General features: G+C 64.3%; 27 protein-coding genes. 8 read left to right on the plus strand and 19 right to left on the minus strand.

The genetic code is table 11. The features are described 5' to 3' along the window. Window positions 1–151: 151 nt before the first annotated feature. Together recJ and ACODS5_RS11120 are read right to left on the minus strand one after the other, a co-directional pair. On the minus strand, window positions 152–1861 hold the full coding sequence (gene recJ, locus ACODS5_RS11115) for a single-stranded-DNA-specific exonuclease RecJ (RefSeq protein WP_134694034.1): 1710 nt from the start codon (window positions 1859–1861) through the stop codon (window positions 152–154). Between the two features lie 30 nt (window positions 1862–1891). Continuing rightward, on the minus strand, window positions 1892–2434 hold the full coding sequence (locus ACODS5_RS11120; RefSeq protein WP_134694035.1) for a YaeQ family protein: 543 nt from the start codon (window positions 2432–2434) through the stop codon (window positions 1892–1894). A 129-nt stretch (window positions 2435–2563) separates the two neighbouring features. Between ACODS5_RS11120 and ACODS5_RS11125 the strand changes: the two genes are divergently transcribed. Continuing rightward, entirely contained in the window at window positions 2564–3763 is a 1200-nt protein-coding gene (locus ACODS5_RS11125; protein ID WP_489108686.1) for a CaiB/BaiF CoA transferase family protein, read from the plus strand. Between the two features lie 19 nt (window positions 3764–3782). Next, window positions 3783–4643, plus strand: coding sequence for a TIGR02285 family protein (locus ACODS5_RS11130; RefSeq protein ID WP_134694037.1), 861 nt, complete (start codon window positions 3783–3785; stop codon window positions 4641–4643). A 174-nt stretch (window positions 4644–4817) separates the two neighbouring features. Here the strand turns inward: ACODS5_RS11130 and ACODS5_RS11135 are convergent, their stop codons facing one another. The 6 genes from ACODS5_RS11135 to xerD all read right to left on the minus strand — a co-directional run bounded on the left by ACODS5_RS11135 (window position 4818) and on the right by xerD (window position 10386). After that, the gene (locus ACODS5_RS11135) at window positions 4818–5084 is read right to left on the minus strand and encodes a DUF3509 domain-containing protein (RefSeq protein ID WP_489108687.1); all 267 of its coding nucleotides are present in this window, start codon (window positions 5082–5084) and stop codon (window positions 4818–4820) included. Between the two features lie 63 nt (window positions 5085–5147). Further along, window positions 5148–5585, minus strand: a complete 438-nt coding sequence (locus ACODS5_RS11140; protein ID WP_134694039.1) for a histidine kinase — start codon at window positions 5583–5585, stop codon at window positions 5148–5150. Between the two features lie 138 nt (window positions 5586–5723). After that, a complete protein-coding gene (thrC, locus tag ACODS5_RS11145; RefSeq protein WP_134694040.1) occupies window positions 5724–7133 on the minus strand; it encodes a threonine synthase in 1410 nt (469 codons plus the stop codon). Window positions 7134–7186: 53 nt separating this feature from the next. Further along, a complete protein-coding gene (locus ACODS5_RS11150; protein ID WP_217849642.1) occupies window positions 7187–8491 on the minus strand; it encodes a homoserine dehydrogenase in 1305 nt (434 codons plus the stop codon). A gap of 82 nt (window positions 8492–8573) precedes the next feature. Further along, entirely contained in the window at window positions 8574–9335 is a 762-nt protein-coding gene (locus tag ACODS5_RS11155) for a thioredoxin fold domain-containing protein (RefSeq protein ID WP_134694042.1), read from the minus strand. A 154-nt stretch (window positions 9336–9489) separates the two neighbouring features. Beyond that, window positions 9490–10386 (minus strand): site-specific tyrosine recombinase XerD, encoded by an 897-nt coding sequence (gene xerD, locus ACODS5_RS11160; protein WP_134694043.1) that lies wholly within the window; start codon window positions 10384–10386, stop codon window positions 9490–9492. A 68-nt stretch (window positions 10387–10454) separates the two neighbouring features. Between xerD and ACODS5_RS11165 the strand changes: the two genes are divergently transcribed. Beyond that, window positions 10455–12260, plus strand: a complete 1806-nt coding sequence (locus ACODS5_RS11165; protein ID WP_489108688.1) for a cation:proton antiporter — start codon at window positions 10455–10457, stop codon at window positions 12258–12260. 174 nt (window positions 12261–12434) lie between these two features. Here the strand turns inward: ACODS5_RS11165 and ACODS5_RS11170 are convergent, their stop codons facing one another. From ACODS5_RS11170 to ffh, 6 genes are all read right to left on the minus strand, one after another. Further along, entirely contained in the window at window positions 12435–12842 is a 408-nt protein-coding gene (locus ACODS5_RS11170) for an acyl-CoA thioesterase (RefSeq protein WP_134694046.1), read from the minus strand. Window positions 12843–12942: 100 nt separating this feature from the next. Beyond that, a complete protein-coding gene (gene rplS / locus ACODS5_RS11175; RefSeq protein ID WP_011535315.1) occupies window positions 12943–13293 on the minus strand; it encodes a 50S ribosomal protein L19 in 351 nt (116 codons plus the stop codon). 41 nt (window positions 13294–13334) lie between these two features. After that, window positions 13335–14087 carry a tRNA (guanosine(37)-N1)-methyltransferase TrmD gene (gene trmD, locus ACODS5_RS11180; protein WP_008094486.1) on the minus strand — a complete coding sequence of 251 codons (753 nt, stop codon included), beginning with the start codon at window positions 14085–14087 and terminating at the stop codon, window positions 13335–13337. A gap of 3 nt (window positions 14088–14090) precedes the next feature. After that, the gene (gene rimM / locus ACODS5_RS11185; protein ID WP_134694047.1) at window positions 14091–14627 is read right to left on the minus strand and encodes a ribosome maturation factor RimM; all 537 of its coding nucleotides are present in this window, start codon (window positions 14625–14627) and stop codon (window positions 14091–14093) included. Between the two features lie 5 nt (window positions 14628–14632). Next, window positions 14633–14884, minus strand: a complete 252-nt coding sequence (rpsP, locus tag ACODS5_RS11190) for a 30S ribosomal protein S16 (protein WP_011535318.1) — start codon at window positions 14882–14884, stop codon at window positions 14633–14635. A gap of 231 nt (window positions 14885–15115) precedes the next feature. Beyond that, window positions 15116–16492 (minus strand): signal recognition particle protein, encoded by a 1377-nt coding sequence (gene ffh / locus ACODS5_RS11195; protein ID WP_134694048.1) that lies wholly within the window; start codon window positions 16490–16492, stop codon window positions 15116–15118. Window positions 16493–16713: 221 nt separating this feature from the next. On the opposite strand from ffh, the gene ACODS5_RS11200 reads away from it, so the two are divergent. The 3 genes from ACODS5_RS11200 (at window position 16714) to ACODS5_RS11210 (ending at window position 20268) form a co-directional block, all read left to right on the plus strand. Then, on the plus strand, window positions 16714–17523 hold the full coding sequence (locus ACODS5_RS11200; RefSeq protein WP_134694049.1) for a cytochrome C assembly family protein: 810 nt from the start codon (window positions 16714–16716) through the stop codon (window positions 17521–17523). A gap of 9 nt (window positions 17524–17532) precedes the next feature. Beyond that, complete coding sequence (locus tag ACODS5_RS11205) at window positions 17533–18720, plus strand: transporter associated domain-containing protein (protein ID WP_489108689.1); 1188 nt, start codon at window positions 17533–17535, stop codon at window positions 18718–18720. A 243-nt stretch (window positions 18721–18963) separates the two neighbouring features. Further along, a complete protein-coding gene (locus ACODS5_RS11210) occupies window positions 18964–20268 on the plus strand; it encodes an MFS transporter (protein ID WP_489108690.1) in 1305 nt (434 codons plus the stop codon). Between the two features lie 37 nt (window positions 20269–20305). On the opposite strand, the gene purT is transcribed toward ACODS5_RS11210, so the two are convergent. From purT to ACODS5_RS11235, 5 genes are all read right to left on the minus strand, one after another. After that, entirely contained in the window at window positions 20306–21487 is a 1182-nt protein-coding gene (gene purT / locus ACODS5_RS11215) for a formate-dependent phosphoribosylglycinamide formyltransferase (RefSeq protein WP_489108691.1), read from the minus strand. Window positions 21488–21561: 74 nt separating this feature from the next. Then, on the minus strand, window positions 21562–22029 hold the full coding sequence (locus ACODS5_RS11220) for a VUT family protein (protein ID WP_134691634.1): 468 nt from the start codon (window positions 22027–22029) through the stop codon (window positions 21562–21564). 93 nt (window positions 22030–22122) lie between these two features. Beyond that, entirely contained in the window at window positions 22123–22317 is a 195-nt protein-coding gene (locus ACODS5_RS11225) for a DUF1289 domain-containing protein (protein WP_134691635.1), read from the minus strand. Next, window positions 22310–22834 (minus strand): gamma carbonic anhydrase family protein, encoded by a 525-nt coding sequence (locus tag ACODS5_RS11230; protein WP_134691636.1) that lies wholly within the window; start codon window positions 22832–22834, stop codon window positions 22310–22312. The genes ACODS5_RS11225 and ACODS5_RS11230 overlap by 8 nt, the downstream gene beginning before the upstream one ends. A 45-nt stretch (window positions 22835–22879) precedes the next feature. Continuing rightward, window positions 22880–23479 carry a CoA pyrophosphatase gene (locus tag ACODS5_RS11235; RefSeq protein ID WP_489108692.1) on the minus strand — a complete coding sequence of 200 codons (600 nt, stop codon included), beginning with the start codon at window positions 23477–23479 and terminating at the stop codon, window positions 22880–22882. Window positions 23480–23615: 136 nt separating this feature from the next. Between ACODS5_RS11235 and ACODS5_RS11240 the strand changes: the two genes are divergently transcribed. Together ACODS5_RS11240 and ACODS5_RS11245 are read left to right on the plus strand one after the other, a co-directional pair. Then, entirely contained in the window at window positions 23616–24170 is a 555-nt protein-coding gene (locus tag ACODS5_RS11240) for an NUDIX hydrolase (protein WP_134691638.1), read from the plus strand. Window positions 24171–24190: 20 nt separating this feature from the next. Then, the gene (locus ACODS5_RS11245; RefSeq protein WP_134691639.1) at window positions 24191–24754 is read left to right on the plus strand and encodes a L,D-transpeptidase family protein; all 564 of its coding nucleotides are present in this window, start codon (window positions 24191–24193) and stop codon (window positions 24752–24754) included. Window positions 24755–25048: the final 294 nt, after the last annotated feature.

Genomic DNA, 25048 nt, shown 5'->3' on the forward strand with positions numbered 1-25048 from the left:
AACACCCTGCGAAAGCGTACGCCTCGCAGGGTGCCGGGGTGACCATCTCATTAAGTAAGTCGCCGCAAGGCGAAACAGCGATGTAAGCGTCGCCACCGCGCATGTAGAAATACACAAAACCTAAAACCACAAACAAACAATGGTACGCGACCTACCGCGCCTCCATATGAGCAATCATCAACTGCACACTCTCATTCCCACGAAACTCATTCACATCTAGTTTGTAAGCCAACTCCACCCAACGCACAGTAGGGTTCGGCCACACCTCGCGGTCGATCCCGAAGGCAATCCCATCCAGCCGCACCGACCCACACTCGCTCTTGAGCACCACCTTCAAGTGCCGCTCCCCCACGACCCGCTGCTCGACCAGCTGGAACACCCCATGGAACAACGGCTCGGGAAAGTGCTGCCCCCAAGGCCCGGCATTGCGCAGGGCCCGCGCCAGGTCCAGGTGGAACTCCTCCACCGCCAACGTGCCATCCGACAGCAACCGCCCAGTCAGGTCCTCTTCACGCAGCTGGCGCCGAACTTCCTCATCGAAGGCCTCGGCAAACGCCGGGAAATGCTCGGCCGGCAGCGACAAACCCGCCGCCATCGCATGCCCGCCAAACTTGCTGATCAACGCCGGGTGCCGCGCCGCCACCGCGTCCAGCGCATCACGAATATGCAGCCCCGCCACCGACCGCGCCGAGCCCTTGAGCATGCCCTCCCCAGCATCGGCGAAAGCGATGGTCGGGCGGTGGTAACGCTCCTTCAGGCGTGAGGCCAGAATGCCGATCACCCCCTGGTGCCAATCCGCATCGAACAGGCACAGGCCATATGGCATTGACTCCACCGGCAAGTCCTTGAGCTGGGCCAGCGCCTCGCGCTGCATGCCCTGCTCGATGGACTTGCGGTCCTGGTTCAGGCCATCGAGCTGCTGGGCCATGTCCAGCGCCACCGCCGCGTCATCGCACAGCAGGCACTCGATACCCAGGCTCATGTCGTCCAGCCGCCCGGCGGCATTGAGCCGAGGGCCGAGGATGAAGCCCAGGTCGGTGGAAGTGATACGCCGGTGATCCCGCCGGGCCACTTCGAGAATGGCCTTGAGCCCCGGTCGCGCACGGCCGGCGCGGATACGCTCCAGGCCCTGATGCACAAGGATCCGGTTGTTGGCATCCAGCGGCACCACGTCGGCGACACTGCCCAGGGCCACCAGGTCGAGCAACTCGCCGATGTTCGGCTGCGCCTGGGTTTCGTAGCGACCCAGGCTGCGCAAGCGAGCCCGCAATGCCATCAGCACATAGAAAATCACCCCGACCCCAGCCAGCGACTTGCTCGGGAAGCCGCAGCCCGGCTGGTTCGGATTGACGATGGCGTCCGCGTCCGGCAACTGCTCGCCCGGCAAGTGGTGATCGGTGACCAGCACCTTGAGCCCCGCCGCCTTGGCCGCCGCCACGCCCTCGACACTGGAAATACCGTTGTCCACGGTGATCAGCAGCTGCGGCTGGCGCTGCAAGGCAACCTCGACGATCTCCGGGGTCAACCCATAGCCGTACTCGAAACGGTTGGGCACCAGGTAATCGACATGAGCCGCGCCCAGCAGGCGCAGGCCAAGCACGCCCACGGTGCTGGCCGTGGCGCCGTCGGCGTCGAAGTCGCCAACGATGAGAATGCGCTGGCGCAGGTCCAAGGCCTCGACCAGCAGGTCCACCGCCGCCTCGATGCCCTTGAGCTGCTGGTACGGCAGCAGCCGCGCCAGGCTCTTGTCCAGTTCGACCTCCGACTGCACGCCACGGGCGGCGTACAAGCGGGTCAGCAACGGTGGCAGGTTGCCCAGCAACGGCAGGGGCGATGGCAGGGGGCGGGGTTCGATATGCATGGGGCCTTCGTCGATCAGGTGTGAATCAGGTCAGCCGCGCTCGCCGAGCAGCCACTGCAGTTGCACTTCGTGCTGGCCACGGTCGTCGGTGACGAACACCGTGCCTTCGCTGATCATCACGTCCCACTTGATGGCACGCGGCATATCAGTGGCCAGGGTCTCCAGCACCTCTTGCGGCACGGCGGCGACATTGAGGTTCTTCAGGCCCTTGACCGCGCCGAGCACCTTGGTTTCCCAGACCCGCAGGCTGCCATAGGCCAGCAGGCTGGTGCGTTCTGTGCGGCGCGAACACCAGGTCAGGCGATCGGCGTCGGGCTGGCCGACTTCGATCCAGTGCAGGATGCGATCGTCCAGGCTCTTTTCCCACACCGCCGCCTCGTCGACATCCGACAGGCCCCGGCCGAACGCCAGGTTTTCGTTGTACCACAGGGCATAGGCCAGCAGGCGCACGGCCATGCGCTCCTCGGTTTCCGACGGGTGACGGGCGATGGTTTGCTTGACGCTCTCGTACACGCCGCGATCGAGGTCGGTCAGATTCAGTTCGAACTTGTAGGTGGTGGACGGCTGGGCCATGGGCGCTGGGCTTCTTGCGGGGGAAAGGCGCACAGTCTAACCGATAGCGCCGGTTCGGACGACGCCGGTATACCTGCCGTTGCCGAGCTGTGATACAACCTGCGCACGCCCAGCCGCCACGGATGCCCCATGCCCACGCCCAGCAAGCCACTCGCCGGCCTGAAAGTCATTGAACTCGGCACCCTGATCGCCGGCCCGTTTGCCTCGCGCATCTGCGCCGAATTCGGCGCCGAGGTGGTCAAGGTCGAGTCCCCTGACGGCGGCGACCCGTTGCGCAAATGGCGCAAGCTGTATGAAGGCACCTCGCTGTGGTGGTTCGTCCAGGCGCGCAACAAGCAGTCGCTGACCCTCAACCTCAAGCACCCAGAAGGCCGCGAAGTGCTCAAGCGCCTGCTCGCCGAGGCCGACATCCTGATCGAAAACTTCCGCCCCGGCGTGCTGGAGAAACTCGGCCTGGGCTGGGACGTGCTGCATGCGCTCAACCCGCGCCTGGTCATGGTGCGCCTGTCGGGCTTCGGCCAGACCGGGCCGATGAAAGACCAGCCGGGCTTTGGCGCGGTTGGCGAGTCCATGGGCGGGCTGCGTTACATCACCGGCTTCGAGGACCGCCCACCGGTGCGAACAGGCATCTCCATCGGCGACTCGATCGCCGCGCTGTGGGGCGTGATCGGCGCGCTGATGGCCCTGCGTCATCGCGAAGTCAACGGCGGCCAGGGCCAGGTGGTGGACGTGGCGCTGTATGAGGCTATCTTCGCCATGATGGAAAGCATGGTCCCGGAGTTCGACGTGTTCGGGTTCATTCGCGAGCGCACCGGCAACATCATGCCCGGCATCACGCCATCGTCCATCCACACCACTGCCGATGGTCGCCACGTACAGATCGGGGCCAACGGCGACGCGATCTTCAAGCGCTTCATGCAGGCTATCGGCCGTGACGACCTGGCCAACGATGCCGCACTGGCTACCAACGACGGCCGCGATACCCGCCGCGACGAGCTCTACGGCGTGATCGACCGCTGGGCCAACAGCCTGCCGCTGAACCAAGTAATGCAGGTGCTCAACGACGCCCAGGTGCCGGCCAGCCGTATCTACAGCGCCGAAGACATGCTGGGCGACCCGCAATTCCTCGCCCGCGAGATGTTCCTCCAAGCCCGCCTGCCAGATGGCAAGCCGTTCAAGATGCCCGGTATCGTGCCCAAGCTGTCCGACACCCCGGGCTCTGCCGAATGGATCGGCCCGACCCTGGGTGAACACACCAACGCGCTGCTCACAGCCCTAGGTTACGACGCCGCCGCCATCGCCCGCTTGCGCGCCGACGGCGTGCTCTGAGCGCGCGGCGGCCTGGCCCATGCGTATCGCGCAGCTGCCTGCCCTGCTCTGCCTGCTGCTTGCCAGCGTGCACATGGCCGAGGCCAAGGAACGCCTGCTGTGGCTGGTGCGAGACCTGCCGCCGTTCACCATCTTCGAAGGCCCCTCGCAAGGGCGCGGGGTGATCGACCAACTGCTGCCGCAGCTGATCGCACAGATGCCCGAGTACGACCACCGTATTGTCCGGGTCAACCGCGCGCGCGGCATCCAGATGCTCCAGGAGCCCAGCTTCACCTGTGATCCAACCTTGCTGTGGACCCCTGAGCGGGCACGCTACGTACATTTCTCCAAACCCTCGCTGGGCGTGCTCAGCAGCGGCCTGGTGATACGCAAGCAGGACCAGGCGCTGCTCGCCCCCTTCCTCGATGGCGAGCAAGTGGACTTGCAGCGCTTACTGGCACAGACCCAACTGAAACTCGGCATCGTCGCCGAACGCAGCTACAGCGTGCAGGTCGACCAAGTGCTGCGCCAATTGCCCGATAGCGCCTTCAGCCGCCACTACGGTAACGACGCCACCGCCAGCCTGCTGCAGATGCAGCAACTGGGTCGCCTGCAACTGGTGCTGGGCTACTGGCCGGAGGTGCGCTACCTGATCCAGCAGCAGGGCGGCACACTCGACGACTACAGCTTCCATCCGATCCGCGGAGTGGATCGCTACCAGTTCCTGCATGTGGGCTGCTCGGACACCGCCCTGGGGCGGGAGGCCATTGCCCATATCGATCAACTGCTGCCCGAATTGCGTGAGCACAGCCTCCCCGAGCTGTACGCCAGCTGGTTGGACCCAGCGTTGCAGCAGGACTATCTCGAGCAGGCTCGGCATTTCTTCGAACCCAGGTATTGAGGCTCAAGCTGCACCGCGTTGCCTGCGGTGCCAGCAAGGCTGGCAAAAAAGAAACCCCGGCCGCTGGGGAAGACGACCGGGGTCAAGCGAAAGCCCTTGGGACTTCCAGTGGCACCCTGCGCGATACCGGAGCAAAGCATCGCCAGGCGGCCCCTAAAGCGTCTGATTTGGCCGTCAGGCAAAGGTTCCCGGGGGCTGCTGGCGATGTTGCAACGCGGCGATCACGCAAGGCTGCAAACGCCCTTCGACAATCTGCAGGTCGCGGTGCAGGCCATCCACCAGGTCGACCAGCAACTGCCGCGCACAGACCGTACGCCGCAGGATCAACGCACCCTGTTGGTCATACAAGGTCAATTGCCGGTTACCATCGGCATCGAGCGCGCCAAGCGCGGCCTGGTAGGGGATCAGGGCATCGTTGAGCAGTCTGCAGACTCGTTCCATCCGGATCACTCGCTGGCTAGGGACATGTGGGAACTGACCGTCGGGCGTGATGGAAAGTTCGCATCAAGCCCGCTCCAGCGAGCATGCGCGGTCAACATGACAGTTTCGCCAGCGGCCTTTGCGCTCCAGCGCCAAGCCATCCAGCGCCCGACCCAGAGCCACGGCCAGCCTGGGCCAAGGCACATCCACCAGCACCTGCAGGCCATGGCGTCGCGCCTCATGGGCAAGGCTGGCACCGGCTTGCGCCTGGCCGACGAACAGTAGCGCGCGCGTCGAAGCGATGGACGCCAGGCGCGCGAACAAGGGCAAGGCCTCCTGCCGCGCCATCCCATGGTCGAGCACCAGCAGGTCGGCAGGTCGCCCACGCGCCAGGTCGCTGATGATCTCGCCCACGTCGTCGCTCAAGCGGACGTTGTAGAGCCCCTGGGCATTGAAAGCCTGGTGCAGGCGGATCTGGTGGAAGGGGCGTGTCTGATGGATAAGCACATGAAGGTTGTGCATGGGCCGGCTCCTGGGCAATACGCCGTGAAAATCAGGCGATCACTGTAGGGAGAGGCCAACGGGTAGTTCTATAGGAAATGTCCGAAAACGATGAGGGCCACTCTCGTGACCCTCACAGGATGAATGCGACCGCGCGCCTTACAGCGGCTTGCCACGATTGCCATGCTGGCTGACGAAGGCCTGCACGGTCTTCAGGTCGTTGGCCAGCACCGTGCAACGCTCCTCACGGCTGAACAGGTCGCTCAGGTGCGCCGGTAATTCCAGGGCCTTGCCGACGCCGGCCTGCTCCACCGCCTCGGGGAACTTGACCGGGTGCGCGGTGCCCAGCACCACCATCGGTGTGTCCAGGCTGCGACGGCACTCGCGGGCGGCCTTGACGCCGATCGCGGTGTGCGGGTCGAGCACCTCACCAGTACTGGCGAACACTTCGGCGATGGTCTCGCAGGTTTGCGCGTCGGTCACGGCCAGCGAATCGAACAGTTTGCGCGCCTCGGTCCAGCGATCCTGCTCGACACTGAAACCGCCGCCCTGTTTGAAGGTGTCCATCAACTGGGCTACCGCCGCGCCATTGCGACCGTGCAGGTCGAACAGCAGGCGCTCGAAGTTGGACGAGACCATGATGTCCATCGACGGCGACAGGGTCGGGTGCAGGGCATCCTTGACGTACTGGTTGCCGCTCATGAAGCGGTGCAGGATGTCGTTGCGGTTGGTCGCCACCACCAGCTGGCTGATCGGCAGGCCCATGTTGCGCGCCAGGTAACCGGCGAAGATATCGCCGAAGTTGCCGGTCGGCACCGAGAACGCCACCGAACGGGCCGGGCCGCCCAGCTGCAGGGCTGCGTGGAAGTAGTAGACGATCTGGGCCATGATCCGCGCCCAGTTGATCGAGTTGACCGCCACCAGGCGGGTGCCCTTGAGGAACGACTGGTCGGCGAAGCTGGCCTTGACCATCTCCTGGCAGTCGTCGAAGTTGCCCTCGATGGCGATGTTGTGGATGTTGTCACCAAGAATGGTGGTCATCTGCCGGCGCTGCACCTCCGACACGCGCTGGTGCGGGTGCAGGATGAAGATGTCGACGTTGTCGCAACGGCGGCAACCTTCGATGGCGGCCGAGCCGGTGTCGCCACTGGTGGCGCCAACGATCACCACGCGCTCGCCGCGCTTGACCAGCACATGGTCGAGCAGACGGCCGAGCAGTTGCAGGGCAAAGTCCTTGAACGCCAGGGTCGGGCCGTGGAACAGCTCCATCACCCACTCGTTGCCGTTGAGCTGGCGCAGCGGCGCCACCGCGGCGTGGGCGAAGTTGCCGTAGGTTTCTTCGAGGATCTTCTTGAAGTCGGCATCGGCGATGCTGCCGTCGACGAACGGGCGCATCACCCGGAAGGCCAGCTCGTGGTACGGCAGGCCGGCCCAGGAGGCGATTTCTTCCTGGGTGAAACGTGGCAGGTTTTCGGGGACGTACAGGCCGCCATCACTGGCCAGGCCTGCCAGCAGGACGTCTTCGAAGTTCAGGGCCGGAGCCTGGCCGCGGGTACTGATATAGCGCATGGGACAAACCTTCGATGCTGGGCGCGGGCCGCCCGGGCGGCCCGCCGCTGAGATTAATTGAGCTGTTCGACGCGAATCCGCACGACCTTGCCGACCACGTCCTGCAGGGCTTCGAGGGCAACGATGGCGTCGTCGATGCGCTGCTCGACCACGCGGTGGGTCAGCAGGATCATCGGCACCAGGCCGTCCTGTTCCTCGGCTTCCTTCTGCATGATCGACTCGATGTTGATGCCGCGCGCCGAAAGGATGCTGGCGACCTGGGCAAGCACGCCCGGGTGGTCCTTGGCCTGGATGCGCAGATAGTAGGCGCTTTCGCAGGCCTCGATCGGCAGGATCGGATGGGCCGACAGCGCGTCGGGCTGGAAGGCCAGGTGTGGCACGCGGTTTTCCGGATCCGAGGTCATGGCGCGAACCACGTCGACCAGGTCGGCGACCACCGACGAGGCGGTCGGCTCCATGCCGGCACCGGCACCGTAGTACAGGGTCGAGCCTGCGGCATCGCCGTTGACCATCACCGCGTTCATCACGCCGTTAACGTTGGCGATCAGACGGTCGTTGGGGATCAGCGTCGGGTGCACGCGCAGCTCGATGCCCTCGGCGGTGCGGCGGGCCACGCCCAGGTGCTTGATGCGGTAGCCCAGGGCCTCGGCGTAGTTGACGTCCGCAGTGGTCAGCTGGGTGATGCCCTCGGTGTAGGCCTTGTCGAACTGCAGCGGGATGCCGAAGGCGATGGACGCCAGGATGGTCAGCTTGTGCGCCGCGTCGATGCCTTCGACGTCGAAGGTCGGGTCGGCCTCGGCATAACCCAGCGCCTGGGCTTCGGCCAGCACGTCGGGGAAGGCGCGACCCTTGTCACGCATTTCGGTGAGGATGAAGTTGCCGGTGCCGTTGATGATCCCGGCCAGCCAGTTGATACGGTTGGCCGACAGGCCCTCGCGGATGGCCTTGATCACCGGGATGCCACCAGCCACGGCGGCCTCGAAGGCGACGATGACGCCCTTCTCGCGAGCCTTGGCGAAGATCTCGTTGCCGTGCACGGCGATCAGCGCCTTGTTGGCGGTGACCACGTGCTTGCCGTTGTCGATGGCCTTGAGCACCAGGTCGCGGGCGACGGTGTAACCGCCGATCAGCTCGATGACGATATCGATCTCGGGGTTGCTGGCCACGTCGAACACATCAGCGGTAATGGGGGTACCGGTAATCTGGCAGTTCGGGTTCGGCGAGCGCATGGCAATCTGTGCCACTTCAATACCGCGCCCGGCACGGCGGGCAATCTCCTCGGCGTTGCGCTGAAGTACATTGAAGGTTCCGCCACCGACGGTCCCCAACCCACAGATGCCTACTTTGACCGGATTCACAGTGAACTCCCCATTGAACGGCCGGCACCTGCGCCGACCGTGAAACATGCCGTCACCCCATGACGACGGCGTACTGAATTGATTACTTGGCGGCTTGCTGCTGGCCAGCCAGGGCCAGCTTGGCCACTTGTGGCGCCGGCTGGTAGCCCGGGATCACCTGGCCGCTCTCGAGCACGATCGCCGGCGTGCCGTTGACCCCGATCGACTGCCCCAGGGCAAACTGCTTGCCGACCGGGTTGGCGCACTTGGCGGCCTTGATTTCCTTGCCATCGACCATCTTGTCCAGCGCCGCGCGGCGGTCGCTGGAACACCAGACCGCCTGCAACTGCTCGTCACCCGGCGAGCCCAGGCCCTGGCGCGGGAAGGCGACATAGCGCACCTCGATACCGCGACGGTTGAGCTCGGGCACTTCGGCGTGCAGCTTGTGGCAGTACGGGCAGGTGGTGTCGGTGAACACGGTGATGTGCGACTTGGTCTCGCCCTTGGCCGGATAGACCACCATCTCCCCTTTCGGGATGCCGTTGATCAGCTTGGCGACGCCTTCACGCTCGGTCTTCTCGGTGAGGTTGACTGGCTTGCCGTCCTGGATCTGGAACAGGTAGCCCTGCATCACGAACTGGCCATCGGCGCTGGCGTACAGCACGCGCCCGCCCTGCAACTTGACCTCGTAGAGGCCATTGAGCGGGCTGCTGGCGACGCTCTCGACCGGCACTTCCAGCTCGAGGTTCTGCAACGACTTGCGGATCGCCTGCTCGGCGCCGGCGTTGGCGTCGCTGGCGGCAGCGACAGCAAAGGTACTGGCCAGCGCCAGGGCGGCGGCGGCGAAAATCTGGGTCACGCGCATGGGGTACTCCTGAAGGCGGACGGGGCCGTTGGGGCATCGCTCGCGCATCGCGCGCGGCAAAAAACAGGCCCTTGCAACAAACCGTCCAAGCCTACCACAACAGACCGGCGCAGTAGGGGTCCTCAGGCGCCGGTCGGCGGAACATGAAAATCATTCATCCACGTGGATGGTGCTGGGCGTGCAGCTGTTGCAGGCGGGCCTTGGCGACGTGGGTGTAGATCTGCGTGGTGGACAGGTCGCTATGGCCCAGCAGCATCTGCACCACGCGCAGGTCGGCGCCATGGTTGAGCAGGTGGGTGGCGAAGGCATGGCGCAGGGTATGCGGCGACAGCGCCTTGCCGATTCCGGCAACCTGGGCGTGGTGCTTGATCCGGTGCCAAAAGGTCTGCCGGGTCATCTGCTCGCCCCGCTGACTGGGGAACAGCACATCACTGGGGCGGCCATTGAGCAGTTCGGCACGACCACCGCGCAGGTAGCGCTCGATCCATACCACGGCCTCCTCGCCCATCGGCACCAGGCGCTCCTTGCTGCCCTTGCCCATCACCCGCAGCACGCCCTGGCGCAGGTTGACCTGGTCGAGGGTCAGGCTGACCAGCTCGGTCACCCGCAGGCCACAGGCATACAGGACCTCGAGCATCGCCCGGTCGCGCTGGCCGATGGCCTCGCCCAGCTCAGGGGCTTGCAGCAGGGCCTCGACGTCGGCTTCCGACAGCGATTTGGGCAATGGCCGACCGAGCTGCGGCATGTCGACCTGCAGCGTCGGGTCGACGGCGATCATCCGCTCGCGCAGCAGGTAGCGGTAAAAGCCCCGCACACCAGAGAGGAACCGCGCCGTGGAGCGCGGCTTGTAGCCCTGGTCAAAGCGCCAGGCCAGGTGATCGAGGATCAGCTCGCGGCCGGCATCGGGCAACAGCACGTGCTTTTCCTGCAGCCAGCCGTTGAACAGCGCCAGATCGCTGCGATAGGAGGCACGGGTGTTGTCGGACAGGCCTTTTTCCAGCCACAGGGCGTCGAGGAACTGGTCGATCAGGGGGTGGTCCAGTGCAGGCATGAAGACTCGGTGGCAAACGGCGAAATGACGCTTAGTCTTTCACAACATGGCATGCAGAGGGAGCCCGCATGAACGAACAGCAGATTCTTTTGAGCGTCGGCGGCATCGGCGCGGCCGCCCTGCTCTGCCAATGGCTGGCCTGGCGCCTGAAACTACCAGCGATCCTGTTCCTGCTACTGTGCGGCATTCTCGCCGGGCCGGTGCTGGGCTGGCTGCAACCGCAGACATTGTTCGGCCCATTGCTGATGCCACTGGTGTCGCTGGCGGTGGCGCTGATCCTGTTCGAAGGCAGCCTCACCCTGCACCTGTCGCAATGGCGCGAGATCGGCAGCGTGGTACATCGCCTGGTCACCGTCGGCGCGTTGAGCACCTGGCTGCTGATCGCCGTCGCTACCCACTGGCTGCTGGGCTTCGATTGGCCCCTGGCAATCCTGTTCGGCACCCTGACTCTGGTCACCGGCCCCACGGTGATCGTCCCCATGCTACGGGTGGTGCGCCCGAAGGCGGCGATTGCCAACATCCTGCGCTGGGAAGGCATCGTCATCGACCCGATCGGCGCCTTGCTGGCGGTGGTGGTCTACAGCTTCATCATCGCCAGCGCCGCCGGCAATGGCCTGAGCCAGAGCCTGGTGACCTTCGCCGGGGTGATTCTCTGCGGCAGCGCGCTCGGTGCTGCGGGTGGCTGGGTGCTGGGACAGGTGATGCGCGAGCAGTGGCTGCCGGAGTACCTGCACAACCTCGCCTCGCTGGCGGCGGTGCTGGGTATCTTCATCGCCGCCAATCAGATCGTTCATGAGTCGGGGCTGCTGGCGGTCACCGTCATGGGGATGTGGCTGGCCAACATGCCAGGCGTGGATGTAAGGCAAATCCTGCATTTCAAGGAAAACCTCAGCGTGCTGCTGATCTCCGGGCTTTTCATCCTGCTGGCGGCGCGGCTCGACCTGCATGCGCTGCTGGCCCTGGGCCCTGCGGTACTGGCACTGCTGCTGGTGATCCAGTTGCTGGCGCGACCGCTGAACGTCTGGCTGTCGACCCTGGGTTCTCCCTTGAGCTGGCGCGAGCGCGCGCTTTTGGCCTGGATTGCGCCACGGGGCATCGTCGCCGCGGCGGTGTCGGCGATCTTCGCCATCCGCCTGGACGAGGCCGGTCATCAAGGCGCCCTGCTGCTGGTGCCACTGACCTTCGCCGTGATCATCGGCACCGTGGTGCTGCAAAGCGCCACGGCAAGACCGTTGGCACGCTTGCTCAAGGTCGCGGAGCCGGCGCCCAGCGGGTTTCTCGTCGTGGGTGCCAACCCACCCGCGCGCGCTATCGCCAAGGCGCTGCAACAACTCGGCTGCCGGGTGCTGCTGACCGACTCGAGCTGGGAGAACATCCGTGCCGCGCGCATGGAGAACCTGCCCACCTACTTCGGCAACCCGGCCTCCCAGCATGCCGATGCCCACCTTGACCTGGTCGGGCTCGGCCACCTGCTGGGGTTATCGCCGGCCGGGGAAATCAACGCGCTGGCCTGCGCCCGCTTTCGCCATGATTTCGGCCACGGCCGGCTGTTCGTGCTGGCCAGCGGCCTTGAGAAGCAACGCAGTGACAAGCACCGGGCCAGCGAGGAGCACCGCGGGCAATTGCTCGGCTCGAGCCCCATGACCTACGGGCAACTGGCCAAGCTGCTGAACCAGGGGGCCGAGCTGTACAGCACCACGCTGACCGAGGCATTTACCTGGGCGGACTACCAGCAACTGCATGGCGAACGCGCGACATTGCTGTTCGCCCGCGACAGCCAAGGCTGGGTGCATGTGGCCAGCCCGGAAAACCCGCTCAAGCCTCAACCGGGTTGGACGCTGGTGGCGCTGGTGGAACCGCAGCCCAACCTGTAGGAGCCAGCTTGCTGGCGAACCCGCCGACGCAGTGGATAGCACCGGCTTTGCCGGTGTTCGCCGGCAAGCCGGCTCCTGCACGTTTGCGGCGCACCCCGCCCCGTAAGCGCGCCATGACAGAACGGTGGCGCCTGCGTTCGCCAGCAAGGCTGGCTCCTCCAAGGGCGGGGAACGTCAGGCGGCCGGGAGCACCGGCACCGGGCGCTTGTCCTCGTCGATGGCAACGAAGCTGAACACCCCATGAATGGCACGCTCGCGGCCGTCCAGGTACATGTTCTCGACAAACACATCCACCTGCACCTGCAAGCTGGTGTTACCCACCTTGACCACACTGCCCACCAGCTCGACGATCGAACCGGCCGGGATCGGGTGCTTGAAGTCGATGCGGTCGGTGGACACGGTTACCAGTGGCAGGCGGCAAAACCGGGTGGCGGCGATGAACGACACTTCGTCCATCCATGCCAGCGCCGTGCCGCCGAACAGGGTGTTGTGGTGGTTGGTGGTGTTGGGGAACACCGCCTTGGTCACGCGGGTCACCGACAGCTCGGTGCGGCGCTGGATTTCCTGGTCTCTGTCTGTCATCACTGGGTTACTTCGCAAAGGCAGAATTCAAAATGCAAAAAAGCAGCCCGAAGGCTGCTTTTTTCTCGCAAGGGGCCTCAGGCCACCAGGCAAACTGTACTCAGGACAGTTTTTCCTTGATGCGAGCGGCTTTGCCGGACAGGTCGCGCAGGTAGTACAGCTTGGCTTTACGCACGTCACCACGACGTTTCACGGCCAGGCTGTCGATCTGCGGGCTGTAGGTCTGGAAGGTACGCTCCACGCCAACGCCGCTGGAAATCTTGCGCACGGTGAAGGCGCTGTTCAGACCGCGGTTACGCTTGGCGATAACGACGCCTTCGAACGCCTGCAGACGCGAGCGGTCGCCTTCCTTCACTTTAACCTGGACGACAACGGTGTCGCCTGGCGCGAAGGTCGGGATCTCTTTGCTCATCTGCTCGGCTTCGAGCTGCTGGATGATCTTGTTGGTCATGCTGTGCTCCTAAGATGGATACTCGATCCACCATCGATACGTTAACTATCGTCCCGCTCGCGGAGGTATTCCTCGAGCAGCTTCTTCTCTTCTCCAGAAAGCGAGCGACTTTCCAGAAGATCGGCGCGTCGTTCGAAGGTCCTACCAAGGGACTGCTTCATCCGCCAACGCCGGATATGTGCATGGTTGCCACTTAGCAACACGTCGGGAACGCGCTGATCCGCATACACCTCAGGTCGGGTGTAGTGCGGGCAATCAAGCAGACCGTCGGTGAAAGAGTCTTCCTCCGCCGAGTCCACATGCCCTAAAGCTCCGGGCAGCAGCCGCGTAACCGCATCGATCAGTACCATGGCCGGCAGCTCGCCACCGGAAAGCACATAGTCGCCAATCGACCACTCCTCATCGACATGAGCCTCGATAAAGCGCTCGTCGATGCCTTCATAACGGCCGGCGATCAGGATCAACGATTCCTGTTCGGCCAGACCTTTGACCGCCTGCTGAGTCAGCTTGCGGCCTTGTGGCGAAAGGTAGATCACCTTTGCCGATGCTCCGGTCGCCTGCCTGGCGCTAACCAGGGCGTCTTCCAGAGGCTTGATCTTCATCACCATGCCCGGACCACCGCCAAACGGCCGATCATCCACGGTGTGGTGGCGATCTGTGGTGTAGTCCCGCGGATTCCAGCAGGTCACTTGCAGCAACCCCTGTTTCACCGCGCGGCTGGTAATGCCGTACTCCGTGATGGCCGAGAACATCTCGGGGAACAACGTGATGACGTCTACGCGAAGGTTACCCATCGTTTAGAAGTCCGCGTCCCATTCAACCCGCATCACGCCTGCTTCCAGGTCGATACCAAGCACGCATTGCGCCGTATAGGGCAACAGACGCTCGCGATCATCCAGGCTGCCTGCGCAGGGCTTGACCACCATTACATCGTTCGCGCCGGTCTCCAACAGGTGATCGATCGTGCCGAACAGTTGTTCGTCCTGATTGATGACCTTCAGGCCCACCAACTGGTACCAGTAGTACTCGTCGGCTGCCAGGTTGGGCAAAAGGCTCCGCGGGATGCAGATTTCGAAGCCGCTCAGAAGACGGGCTTCATCACGATCATCGAGGCCTTTGAGTTTCACGACCAGGCCCTTTTGGGAGCCACGACCGCTGACCAGCTCGACCTGCTTTACCTTGCCTTCGTGCCTGAGCGTCCAGCGCGGATAATCCAACAGGTTTTCAATCGGATCGGTAAAGGAGTACACCTTCACCTCGCCGCGAACGCCGTGAACCGAAAAAATCTTGCCAACGACGATCAGGTCGTCAGCCTTTTCTGGCGTCGCGTTCATACTGCTCAGGCTGCGGCCTTGGCAGCTTCCTTCAGCAGCTGAGCAACGCGCTCAGACGGCTGTGCGCCCTGGCTCAGCCAGTAGGTGACGCGCTCTTGGTTGACCGACAGCTTGACTTCGGCGCCCGATGCGATCGGGTTGAAGAAACCAACGCGCTCAACGAAACGGCCGTCACGGGCGTTACGCGAGTTGGTCACGGTCAGGTGGTAGAATGGGCGCTTTTTCGAGCCGCCACGGGCCAGACGAATGGTTACCATGTGAACATCGTTCCTATAGTCGGTGCTGCAAAACTGAATGCCCAATGGGCACACGGGTGCCCAAAAGGCCGCATATTCTCGGGGAATACACGGACATTTGCAAATGCCTTTTTCGGCAAGCCGTGGCCCACCGTTCAGTTCCGCCGGTTTCAGCCGCCTCGCGGCGACCATGTTCCCGCCTGAGCGGGGTCTAGCCGGCCTCCTTCATGCAAGCAGGCCAGCCGGATTCGTTTACAGTTTTGGCATGCCGCCACCCGGCAGCATCCCGCCGAGGCCGCGCATCATCTTGGCCATGCCGCCCTTGGCGGAGAATTTCTTCATCATCTTCTGCATCTGCTTGTGCTGCTTGATCAGCCGGCCGATGTCCTGCACCTGGGTACCGGAACCGAGGGCGATGCGGCGCTTGCGCGAACCGCTGATCAGGTCGGGGTCGCGGCGTTCGGCAGGAGTCATGGAATTGATGATCGCCTCCATCTGCTTGAACTGCTTCTCGGCCGCGCCCTGGGCGTTGCCCATCTGCGACAGGTTGACGCCACCGATGCTCGGCAGTTTGTCCATGAGGCCGCCGAGGCCGCCCATGTTCTTCATCTGTTGCAGTTGATCGCGGAAGTCCTCGAGATCGAAGCCCTTGCCCTTCTTCAACTTCTTGGCCAGTTTGTCGGCCTTTTCCTTGTCGATGGTCTGCTCGGCCTGCTCGATCAGGCTGAGCACGTCACCCATGCCGAGGATGCGCGAGGCGATGCGGTCGGGGTGGAACGGCTCGAGGGCTTCGGTCTTCTCGCCCATGCCGATGAACTTGATCGGCTTGCCGGTAATGGCGCGCACCGACAGCGCGGCACCGCCACGGGCGTCACCGTCGACCTTGGTCAGCACCACGCCGGTCAACGGCAGCGCATCACCGAAAGCCTTGGCGGTGTTGGCGGCGTCCTGGCCGGTCATGGCGTCGACCACGAACAGGGTTTCGATCGGCTTGACCGCGGCGTGCAGGGCCTTGATCTCGTCCATCATGTCGGCATCGACATGCAGGCGACCGGCAGTGTCGACGATCACCACGTCGATGAACTTGAGCTTGGCTTCGCGGATCGCCGCCTCGGCGATGGCCACCGGCTTCTGGCTGATGTCGGACGGGAAGAAAGTCACGCCGATGTCGTTGGCCAGGGTCTCGAGCTGCTTGATCGCCGCCGGGCGGTAGACGTCGGCGGACACCACCATCACGCTCTTCTTCTTGCGTTCCTTGAGGTGGCGCGCCAGCTTGCCGGCGGTGGTGGTCTTACCAGCACCTTGCAGACCGGCCATCAGCACCACCGCAGGCGGCGCGGCGTTGAGCGTCAGCTCTTCGTTGGCCGCGCCCATCAGGCTTTCCAGCTCGGCCTGGACGATCTTCACGAAGGCCTGGCCCGGGGTCAGGCTGCGCGACACCTCGGTGCCGACCGCGCGCTCCTTGATGCTGTTGACGAAATCCTTGACCACCGGCAGGGCGACGTCGGCCTCGAGCAGGGCCATGCGCACTTCGCGCAGCGTGTCCTTGATGTTGTCTTCGGTCAGCTTGGCCTTGCCGGTGACATGGCGCAGCGTCTGTGACAGGCGGTCGGTCAGGTTTTCGAACATGGTGATCCTTACAGGCCCAGTGAAGCCGAGGTTTTTCAGGTGCCCGGGGGAACATGCACACGCGCCGGGCACAGCAAGGCGGCGATTATAGCGGAGACTGCTGGCGACGCACACCTCGCGCTGGACCACCGGCCGCTTGCCCCGCGATTGATACGCAGTCTTCCTTGCCCACCGCGTTCTATGCCAAACTCCGTCCCTTTAGGGCTTGCACGCCAGGACTTATGTTCTCTTCACCCAGCCTCATCCCCAATCTGCTCGCCGCCTTCCTTTATCTGGCCGCGACCGTCTACCAGGCCACTGGCCTGGCCCGTGGCACCCGTGCCGACAAACGGCTGCTCGGCGTGCTCGGTGCCTTGGCGGTCGTCGCCCAGGGCGGCGCGCTGTTCTTCCAACTGATCACCCCGCTGGGCCTGAGCCTGGACTTCTTCAGCGCTGCCAGCCTGATCGCCGCGGCGGTCATAGGCCTGACCTTGATCGCTTGCCTGAGCATTCCGGTGGAAAACCTGCTGGTGCTGCTGTTCCCGCTCGGCGCCGTCACTGCGCTGCTGGCGCAGTTCGCCCCACCCGGCACGGTGCCGTTGATCAACGAAGAGCCCGGCATCCTCGCGCATATCCTGCTGTCGATCCTCGCCTACGGCCTGTTCACCATCGCCGTGTTCCAGGCACTGCTGCTGTTGCTGCAGGACCGTCAGCTGAAGAACAAGCATCCGTCCGGGATGATCCGCAACTTCCCACCGCTGCAGACCATGGAGAGCCTGCTGTTCGGCTTCCTCTGGGCCGGCTGGGGCCTGCTGTCGCTGTCGCTGGTCTCCGGCTGGCTGTTCCTCGACAACCTGTTCGCCCAGCACCTGGTGCACAAGACCCTGCTGGCCTGCGTGGCCTGGGTGGTGTTCAGCGTGCTGCTGTGGGGCCGCACCCGCCTCGGTTGGCGTGGCCACAAGGCCATCCGCTGGACCCTGGCCGGCTTCTGCCTGCTGATGCTGGCCTATTTCGGCAGCAAGCTGGTCCGCGAATTCATCCTGCATATCTGACGACCCGCCATGGATAGCCTGCCGTACGCCCCGCTGCTCGGCATCATCGCACTGGCGCTGTTGTGGTCGGCGCTCTTCACCGCGGTGGACGCCGCCCGCCAGCAGCTCAATGGCCATGCCGAGCCAGCCCTGCCCAGCCAGGGCCTGGTGCTCGGCGCCAGCCTCGGCAAGCTGCTGGTGCTGGGTCTGGCCTGCCTGATCGGCCAACGTCTCAGCGGCGAACACGGCTTCTGGCTGACCGGCCTGGGGGCAGCGCTGGGCCTGCTGGTGCTTGCCGAATACCTGCCGCGGCGTCTGGCCCGGCGCAATCCCCAAGCCTTCATCAGCCTCGGCGCCAGCCTGCTCAAGCCGCCGCTGGCCATGCTGCAGCCTGTGGGCTGCCTGCTCGATGGCTGCGCCCGGCTGATCCTACGCCCGTTCCGCGTGCAGCCCACGGCCGTGGCCGTGCATCCGCAGCAGGAAGAGGCGTATGACGAGGACGAGACCGCTGACCACAATCGCCATGGCCTGCTCGACGGCTTGCAGGCGCTGGACAAGATCACCGTCAACGACATCCTGGTACCGCGCAACGAAGTCGATGGCATCAACCTCGACGACACCATCGAGCGCATCATCGAGCAGTTGATCGTCAGCCGCCACACCCGCCTGCCGGTCTATCACAGCGACATCAACCAGGTCGAAGCGGTCCTCAATACCAAGCTGATCAGCCACCTGCTGCCACGAGCCGAACTGACCCTGGAGAAACTCCAGGCTGCCTGCTACGAGCCCTACTTCGTCCCCGAGAGCACCCCGCTGCAAATGCAGTTGCTGAACTTCCACAAGCAGCAGCGGCGCATGGGCGTGGTGGTCGACGAATACGGCGAGGTGCTGGGGATCGTCACCCTGGAGGATATTCTCGAGGAAATCGTCGGCGAGTTCGAGGACGAACACAGCCTGGACAACCCCCATGTCCACCCCCAGGCCGATGGCAGCTTCATCATCGAAGGCACCGCCTCGCTACGGGAAATCAACCGTACGCTGGGCTGGCACCTGCCCTGCGATGGCGGGCCGAAGACCCTGAACGGCCTGGTCACCGAAGCCCTGGAAAGCATCCCCGCCAGCGCAGTTTGCCTGAGAATTGGCAGATATCGGCTGGAAATCCTCGAAACCGAGGATAATTGTGCAAGCAAGGTACTGGCCTGGACAGTGGCTCGATAGCTATACTCGAGCCACGCTTACCCAGCCCTGCCGTCTCGCCCGCTACCCGCACCCGGCACTCCACGGCCAGCGCGCATCGCTGACATGCCCCGCGGCCCTGCTTCAACACCCCGAACAGCGCCCGCTCCCCGCCTACCCCTTGGGCTATCGTCAGTCACGCGACTCATAACAATTCGCTCCGGCTCCCGTGTGTCCGTCACATGGGCCGTGCCCCATGGAGCAACGACTGTCAGGGACCTTTGCATGACTACCAGCAGCACTTACGCCGAACCTGCCGCCAGCGCCCCGGTCAACTCACCGGCCCGGGTAGCCACTGCCAGCTTCATCGGCACCGCCATCGAGTTCTACGATTTCTATGTCTACGCCACCGCCGCCGCATTGGTGATCGGCCCGGTGTTCTTCCCCTCTGGTTCCGGCACCGCGCAAATGCTCGCGGCGTTCCTCACCTTCGGCATCGCCTTCCTCGCCCGCCCCCTGGGCTCGGCGCTGTTCGGCCACTTCGGCGACCGCATCGGGCGCAAATCGACCCTGGTGGCCTCTCTGCTGTTGATGGGCGTGTCCACCACGCTGATCGGCGTGCTGCCCGGCTACGACAGCATCGGCGTGTGGGCGCCGATCCTGCTCTGCCTGCTGCGCTTCGGCCAGGGCCTGGGGCTGGGTGGCGAATGGGGCGGCGCGGCGCTGCTGGCCACCGAGAACGCCCCCGAGGGCAAGCGCGCCTGGTTCGGCATGTTCCCGCAACTGGGCCCATCGATCGGCTTTCTCGCCGCCAACGGCCTGTTCCTGACCCTGGCGCTGGTGCTCAGCGACGAGCAGTTCCGTGAGTGGGGCTGGCGCGTGCCGTTCCTGCTCAGCGCCGCGTTGGTGCTGGTGGGGCTGTATGTACGCCTGAAACTGGAGGAAAGCCCGGTGTTCGCCAAGGCGGTCGCTCGTCATGAACGGGTGAAAATGCCAGTGGTCGACCTGTTCGCCCGCTACTGGCTGCCGACCCTGCTCGGCGCCGCGGCAATGGTGGTGTGCTACGCGCTGTTCTACATTTCCACGGTGTTTTCGCTGAGCTACGGGGTGTCGACCCTGGGCTACAGCCGCGAGACTTTCCTCGGCCTGCTGTGCTTCGCCGTGGTCTTCATGGCCCTGGCCACGCCGCTGTCGGCCTGGCTCAGCGACCGTTACGGGCGTAAACCGGTGCTGATCGTCGGCGGCCTGCTGGCGATCGCCTCGGGCTTTACCATGGAGCCGTTGCTGACCTCGGGTTCGACCACCGGCGTGGCGCTGTTCCTGGCGATCGAGTTGTTCCTGATGGGGGTGACCTTCGCGCCCATGGGCGCGCTGCTACCGGAGCTGTTCCCAACCCATGTGCGCTACACCGGCGCCTCGGCGGCGTACAACCTGGGCGGCATCGTCGGCGCCTCGGCGGCACCGTTCTTTGCCCAGAAGCTGGTGAGCATGGGCGGGTTGAGCTGGGTGGGCGGGTATGTGTCGGCGGCGGCGGTGATCAGCCTGATTGCCGTGTTGTGCCTGAAAGAGACGCGTAATACCGAGCTGTAAGCAATTGGGGCCGCTTTGCGGCCCCAGCAATCTCAGATCAGAACTCGACCTTGACCGCTTGCGAGGCGCGGGTCGCCTTGGCACGAGCGGCCTCGACCGACTCGTCACGCGCCAGGCACACGCCCATGCGCCGAGTGCCATTGATCTCTGGCTTGCCGAACAGGCGAATGGCGGTGTCCGGTTCGCTCAGCGCCGCACCGAGGTTGGCGAAGCTGGTCTGCTGCGACTGACCTTCAGGCAGGATCACCGCCGAGGCCGATGGACCGAACTGGCGCACAACCGGGATCGGCAGGCCGAGGATGGCTCGGGCATGCAGGGCGAACTGCGACAGGTCCTGGGAGATCAAGGTCACCAGGCCAGTGTCGTGCGGACGCGGCGAGACCTCGCTGAACCACACCTGGTCACCCTTGACGAACAGTTCCACACCAAACAGGCCACGACCGCCCAGCGCGTCGGTGACCGCCTGGGCCACCCGCTGCGACTCGGCCAATGCCTTCGGGCTCATGGCCTGGGGCTGCCACGACTCCTGGTAGTCGCCTTTCTCCTGGCGATGGCCGACCGGGGCGAGGAAAGTGGTGCCGCCAACATGGCGCACGGTGAGCAGGGTGATTTCGTACTCGAAATCGATGAAGCCCTCGATGATCACCCGGCCCTTGCCGGCACGACCGCCTTCCTGGGCATAGTCCCAGGCATTGCGCAGGTCATCGGCGCTGCGCAGCAGGCTCTGGCCCTTGCCCGACGAACTCATCACCGGCTTGACCACGCAGGGGTAGCCCAGGTCGGCGACCGCCTTGCTGTAGTCCTCGAAGGTATCGGCAAAATGGTACGGCGAGGTCGGTAGGTCAAGCTCTTCGGCGGCCAGGCGGCGGATGCCTTCGCGGTTCATGGTCAGCTGGGTGGCGCGAGCAGTGGGCACCACGTTGAAACCCTCGCTTTCCAGCTCGACCAGGGTGGCGGTGGCGATGGCTTCGATCTCGGGGACTATGTAATGCGGCTTCTCCGCTTCGATCACCGCACGCAGGGCAACCCCATCGAGCATGTTGATCACGTGGCTGCGGTGCGCGACCTGCATGGCCGGGGCATTGGCATAGCGGTCCACGGCGATCACCTCGACGCCCAGGCGCTGCAACTCGATCACCACTTCCTTGCCCAGCTCGCCGCAGCCGCACAGCAGTACACGGGTCGCGGTGGGCGACAATGGGGTTCCGATACGGGTCATTTCAGGTCCTCGAAGGCGTCCGGGGCCGCGCCACGCTGGCTGCCGCCCGCTGAAAAATGGACCGGTATTCTACATCAGGATGTGGCCACCGCGCGCCGTGCCCGCCACGCCATGATCAACCACACCGCCGTGACCCCGGCGAACTTCGAGGCCATCGCCGTGCCGATCACCGCAGGCGTCAAGGCACCGATCATGCCGAAGAAGATGAAGGTGTCCACCGGGATGCTCAGCGCCGAGCTCAGCCACAGACGGTCACGCAGGGGGCGACGGGTGATGCTGAACACCAGCCAGTCGATCAGCTCGGAAACGAAGAACGCCGTGGCGCTGGCCAGGGCGATGGCTGGCTCCGAGGTGGCGTAGGAGAGCACCAGCGCCACCAGCATCGCCAACAGCGCGCCATGGCCATAGCGGGTCTGCACCATGTCGCGCAAGATGAACACCAACCCGCCCCAGGCGGACCAGATCACGTCCAGGTGCGGCGCACTGGAGAAGGCGTAGTTGATCAACACCACGCTGCTGATGTAGGCGATGAGATAGAACATGATGACTGTTTGGCTTGGGCAAGCCGGACAGATTAGCGTTGCCCCTATCGCGGGGCAAGCCCGCTCCCACGCGGTAATCCTCGCGAGAGCAGACTACAGGCCGATGATCAGCCCCGCCGCCGCCGCGCGCTGGTGACAGCGCTGCAACACCAGACGCCGCTCGGTGTTATCCATGCGGCCCCAGCGGGTGATCTCGTCCACCGTGCGCTGGCAACCAGTGCAGATATCCTGCTCGTCCAGCGCGCAGATGCTGACGCAGGGCGAGGCCACGGGGCGTTCGTCACTCATCGTCGACGACCAGCTCAGCCGCGTAGCGCTGGGCGTTGTGCACATAGTGCGCGGCGCTGGCCTCGAGCATGCGTTTCTGCTGCTCGGTAAGCTCACGCACCACCTTGCCCGGCGAGCCCATCACCAGCGAACCATCGGGGATCTCCTTGCCCTCGGCGATCAGCGCGTTGGCGCCAATGATGCAGTGCTTGCCGATACGCGCACCGTTGAGGATCACCGCATTGATGCCAATCAGGCTGTAGTCGCCCACGTCGCAGCCATGCAGCATGGCGTTATGGCCAATGGTCACGCCCTTGCCGATGTTCAGCGGCGAGCCCATGTCGGTGTGCATCACCGTACCGTCCTGGACGTTGCTGTCCTCGCCGATGTCGATCAGCTCGTTGTCACCACGCAGTACCGCGCCGAACCACACGCTGGCACGGGCCTGCAGGCGCACCTTGCCGATCAGCGTGGCGTTGGGCGCCGTCCAACTGCTGGGGTGGGTCTCGACGCGCAGGTCGCCCAGGCGGTATTTCATGTATCGCTCCTCACGGTATAAGGCCAGTGGCGGGGTCGGCCCCGCTCAGTACTTGATGAAACGCTCGGGGGGCTGGTGCAGGCTGATGCCAGCATCGAACAACAGGTTGACCAGCTCGACGATCATGATCGCCGACAGCCCCCAGATCTTGTAGTCGCCGTAACGGTAGCTGGGCACATACCAACTGCGGCCCTGGTAGTCGATGCGGTGGGTGTGGTCGCGTGGGTCCTGGCGGAAAAAGGCCAGCGGCACGCTGAAGACGGCGGCGATTTCCGCATCGTTGGCACGGTAGTCGACGTAGTCGGGGATCAAGCCGACGAACGGTGTCACCTTCAGCCCATGCAACGACACCAGCGGGCTGAGTGGCCCGATCACCTCGACCAACCCTGGCGGCAGGCCGATTTCCTCCTCGGCTTCGCGCAGAGCGGTGAACACCAGGTCCGGATCCTCCGGGTCGCGCCTGCCACCGGGGAAGGCTACTTCGCCACCATGGGTGGACAACCCCTTGGCACGCAAGGTCAGGACCAGCTCGGGCTCTTCGCTGCGGGTAATGGGCAGCAGCACCGCCGCTTCAGGGAAACGGTGATCCGTCTCCAGTGACGCGGGGGTATGGTTGCTCATTCGGCGAAGAAGCTCGTCCAGCATTACGCACTCTCGATTCCAAGGCCTGCCCTGCATGATGCACCAAAGCCGCAAGGCACCCAAGCCCCGACCGGGGCGCGCTTGCGGTGGCCGGGCCGGGCGCGCCAAGATAGCCCGACCCCACAGGAATGAATAAAGCATGAAATTCTGCAGCGCGTGCGGCCAACCGGTCACCCAGCGGATCCCCGAAGGCGACAGCCGTCTGCGGTATGTCTGCGATCACTGCCGGACCATCCATTACCAGAACCCCAATATCGTCGCCGGGATACTGCCCACCTGGGGCAGCCAGGTGCTGCTGTGCCGGCGCGCCATCGAACCGCGCCGAGGCTTCTGGACCCTGCCCGCCGGTTTCATGGAGAACGGCGAGACCCTGGAGCAGGCCGCCCGTCGCGAAACCGTCGAGGAAGCCTGCGCCCGGGTCGCTGAAACGCACCTGTACCAGCTGTTCGATTTGCCGCACATCAACCAGGTGCATGTGTTCTTCCGCGCCGAACTGAGCGACCTGGACTTCGCCATAGGCGTCGAGAGCCTGGAGGTGCGCTTGTTCGAGGAACAGCAGATCCCATGGGCCGAGCTGGCTTTCCGCACCGTCACACGCACACTAGAATGCTACTATCGCGACCGCATCAGGCAGCACTACCCGATTGGCCATGAATACCTGCCGCCGATGAACGTCGCGTCGTCCACCACCTAAGTTTTCAGGGATACGGTTTCATGCGCTGGCTGCTCGCCCTCTTCTGCCTCAGTGTCGCCTCGGTGTCGCAAGCGGCCTTCACCGAGACCATCATCCGCAAGACGCCTTCGGCGCAGCCGTCGCCGGTGCAGCCGGCCGCCACTGCCGCGCCGCAGGAGCGCCTGATCGACAAGGTGCTGGTGATCAAGTCCGAGCGCCGCCTGCAACTGATCAGCCGTGGCGAGCCGCTCAAGACTTACCGCATCTCGCTGGGCAAGCAACCCAAGGGCGCCAAGGAGCGCGAGGGCGACAAGAAGACCCCCGAGGGCCTGTACTGGCTGGACTGGCGCAAGGTCAGCGACCGCTACAACCTGGCCATGCACATTTCCTACCCGAACATCAGCGATGCGGCCAAGGCGCGCAGCGAGGGGGTCGCCGCTGGCAGCATGATCATGATCCACGGCACGCCGATCAACGAGGAGTACCCGGAATGGTACTTCCATACCCTCGACTGGACCGAAGGCTGCATCGCCATGCGCAACGACGACATGCGCGAGGTATGGAGCATGGTCAAGGACGGGACGATGATCGAGATTCGGCCCTGATCGCTCTCGACGGTATTCGTTAACAACAAAGGCCTGCCCTGCTCACACATGACGGACCTTTTCGTTCAACTTGTCGCTAAGGCTTACCTGGTATAGACGCGAGGAAATCATCCAACTGCTTCTTGTTGCGGGCAGTTTCCTCCCGCTCGGCTTGCGGTACCCAGCGGTATTGAGGCGGGGTCACGGGGAGTGCGGCTCCCGATGGCAAATCAAAGCGCCTGAGCCAGGCGTTGCTCAAAAACTGATTCAAAGGCTGAAAACTGAAACGTAGATCTGACTGTCTGTACATTAGCC

Source organism: Pseudomonas sp. FG47 (assembly GCF_057809115.1).

Bases quoted from the DNA above. Each gene is read 5' to 3' on its own strand.
- ACODS5_RS11225 (WP_134691635.1), bottom strand. From the start codon at position 22,317: ATGAGTGACGAACGCCCCGTGGCCTCGCCCTGCGTCAGCATCTGCGCG.
- ACODS5_RS11245 (WP_134691639.1), top strand. From the start codon at position 24,191: ATGCGCTGGCTGCTCGCCCTCTTCTGCCTCAGTGTCGCCTCGGTGTCG.
- ACODS5_RS11200 (WP_134694049.1), top strand. From the start codon at position 16,714: ATGTTCTCTTCACCCAGCCTCATCCCCAATCTGCTCGCCGCCTTCCTT.
- ACODS5_RS11205 (WP_489108689.1), top strand. From the start codon at position 17,533: ATGGATAGCCTGCCGTACGCCCCGCTGCTCGGCATCATCGCACTGGCG.
- ACODS5_RS11230 (WP_134691636.1), bottom strand. From the start codon at position 22,834: ATGAAATACCGCCTGGGCGACCTGCGCGTCGAGACCCACCCCAGCAGT.
- ACODS5_RS11135 (WP_489108687.1), bottom strand. From the start codon at position 5,084: ATGGAACGAGTCTGCAGACTGCTCAACGATGCCCTGATCCCCTACCAG.
- ACODS5_RS11125 (WP_489108686.1), top strand. From the start codon at position 2,564: ATGCCCACGCCCAGCAAGCCACTCGCCGGCCTGAAAGTCATTGAACTC.
- ACODS5_RS11120 (WP_134694035.1), bottom strand. From the start codon at position 2,434: ATGGCCCAGCCGTCCACCACCTACAAGTTCGAACTGAATCTGACCGAC.
- ACODS5_RS11210 (WP_489108690.1), top strand. From the start codon at position 18,964: ATGACTACCAGCAGCACTTACGCCGAACCTGCCGCCAGCGCCCCGGTC.
- purT (WP_489108691.1), bottom strand. From the start codon at position 21,487: ATGACCCGTATCGGAACCCCATTGTCGCCCACCGCGACCCGTGTACTG.
- ACODS5_RS11140 (WP_134694039.1), bottom strand. From the start codon at position 5,585: ATGCACAACCTTCATGTGCTTATCCATCAGACACGCCCCTTCCACCAG.
- rpsP (WP_011535318.1), bottom strand. From the start codon at position 14,884: ATGGTAACCATTCGTCTGGCCCGTGGCGGCTCGAAAAAGCGCCCATTC.
- ACODS5_RS11170 (WP_134694046.1), bottom strand. From the start codon at position 12,842: ATGACAGACAGAGACCAGGAAATCCAGCGCCGCACCGAGCTGTCGGTG.
- ffh (WP_134694048.1), bottom strand. From the start codon at position 16,492: ATGTTCGAAAACCTGACCGACCGCCTGTCACAGACGCTGCGCCATGTC.
- rimM (WP_134694047.1), bottom strand. From the start codon at position 14,627: ATGAACGCGACGCCAGAAAAGGCTGACGACCTGATCGTCGTTGGCAAG.
- ACODS5_RS11220 (WP_134691634.1), bottom strand. From the start codon at position 22,029: ATGTTCTATCTCATCGCCTACATCAGCAGCGTGGTGTTGATCAACTAC.
- trmD (WP_008094486.1), bottom strand. From the start codon at position 14,087: ATGGGTAACCTTCGCGTAGACGTCATCACGTTGTTCCCCGAGATGTTC.
- rplS (WP_011535315.1), bottom strand. From the start codon at position 13,293: ATGACCAACAAGATCATCCAGCAGCTCGAAGCCGAGCAGATGAGCAAA.
- ACODS5_RS11130 (WP_134694037.1), top strand. From the start codon at position 3,783: ATGCGTATCGCGCAGCTGCCTGCCCTGCTCTGCCTGCTGCTTGCCAGC.
- ACODS5_RS11235 (WP_489108692.1), bottom strand. From the start codon at position 23,479: ATGCTGGACGAGCTTCTTCGCCGAATGAGCAACCATACCCCCGCGTCA.
- ACODS5_RS11155 (WP_134694042.1), bottom strand. From the start codon at position 9,335: ATGCGCGTGACCCAGATTTTCGCCGCCGCCGCCCTGGCGCTGGCCAGT.
- recJ (WP_134694034.1), bottom strand. From the start codon at position 1,861: ATGCATATCGAACCCCGCCCCCTGCCATCGCCCCTGCCGTTGCTGGGC.
- ACODS5_RS11165 (WP_489108688.1), top strand. From the start codon at position 10,455: ATGAACGAACAGCAGATTCTTTTGAGCGTCGGCGGCATCGGCGCGGCC.
- thrC (WP_134694040.1), bottom strand. From the start codon at position 7,133: ATGCGCTATATCAGTACCCGCGGCCAGGCTCCGGCCCTGAACTTCGAA.
- xerD (WP_134694043.1), bottom strand. From the start codon at position 10,386: ATGCCTGCACTGGACCACCCCCTGATCGACCAGTTCCTCGACGCCCTG.
- ACODS5_RS11240 (WP_134691638.1), top strand. From the start codon at position 23,616: ATGAAATTCTGCAGCGCGTGCGGCCAACCGGTCACCCAGCGGATCCCC.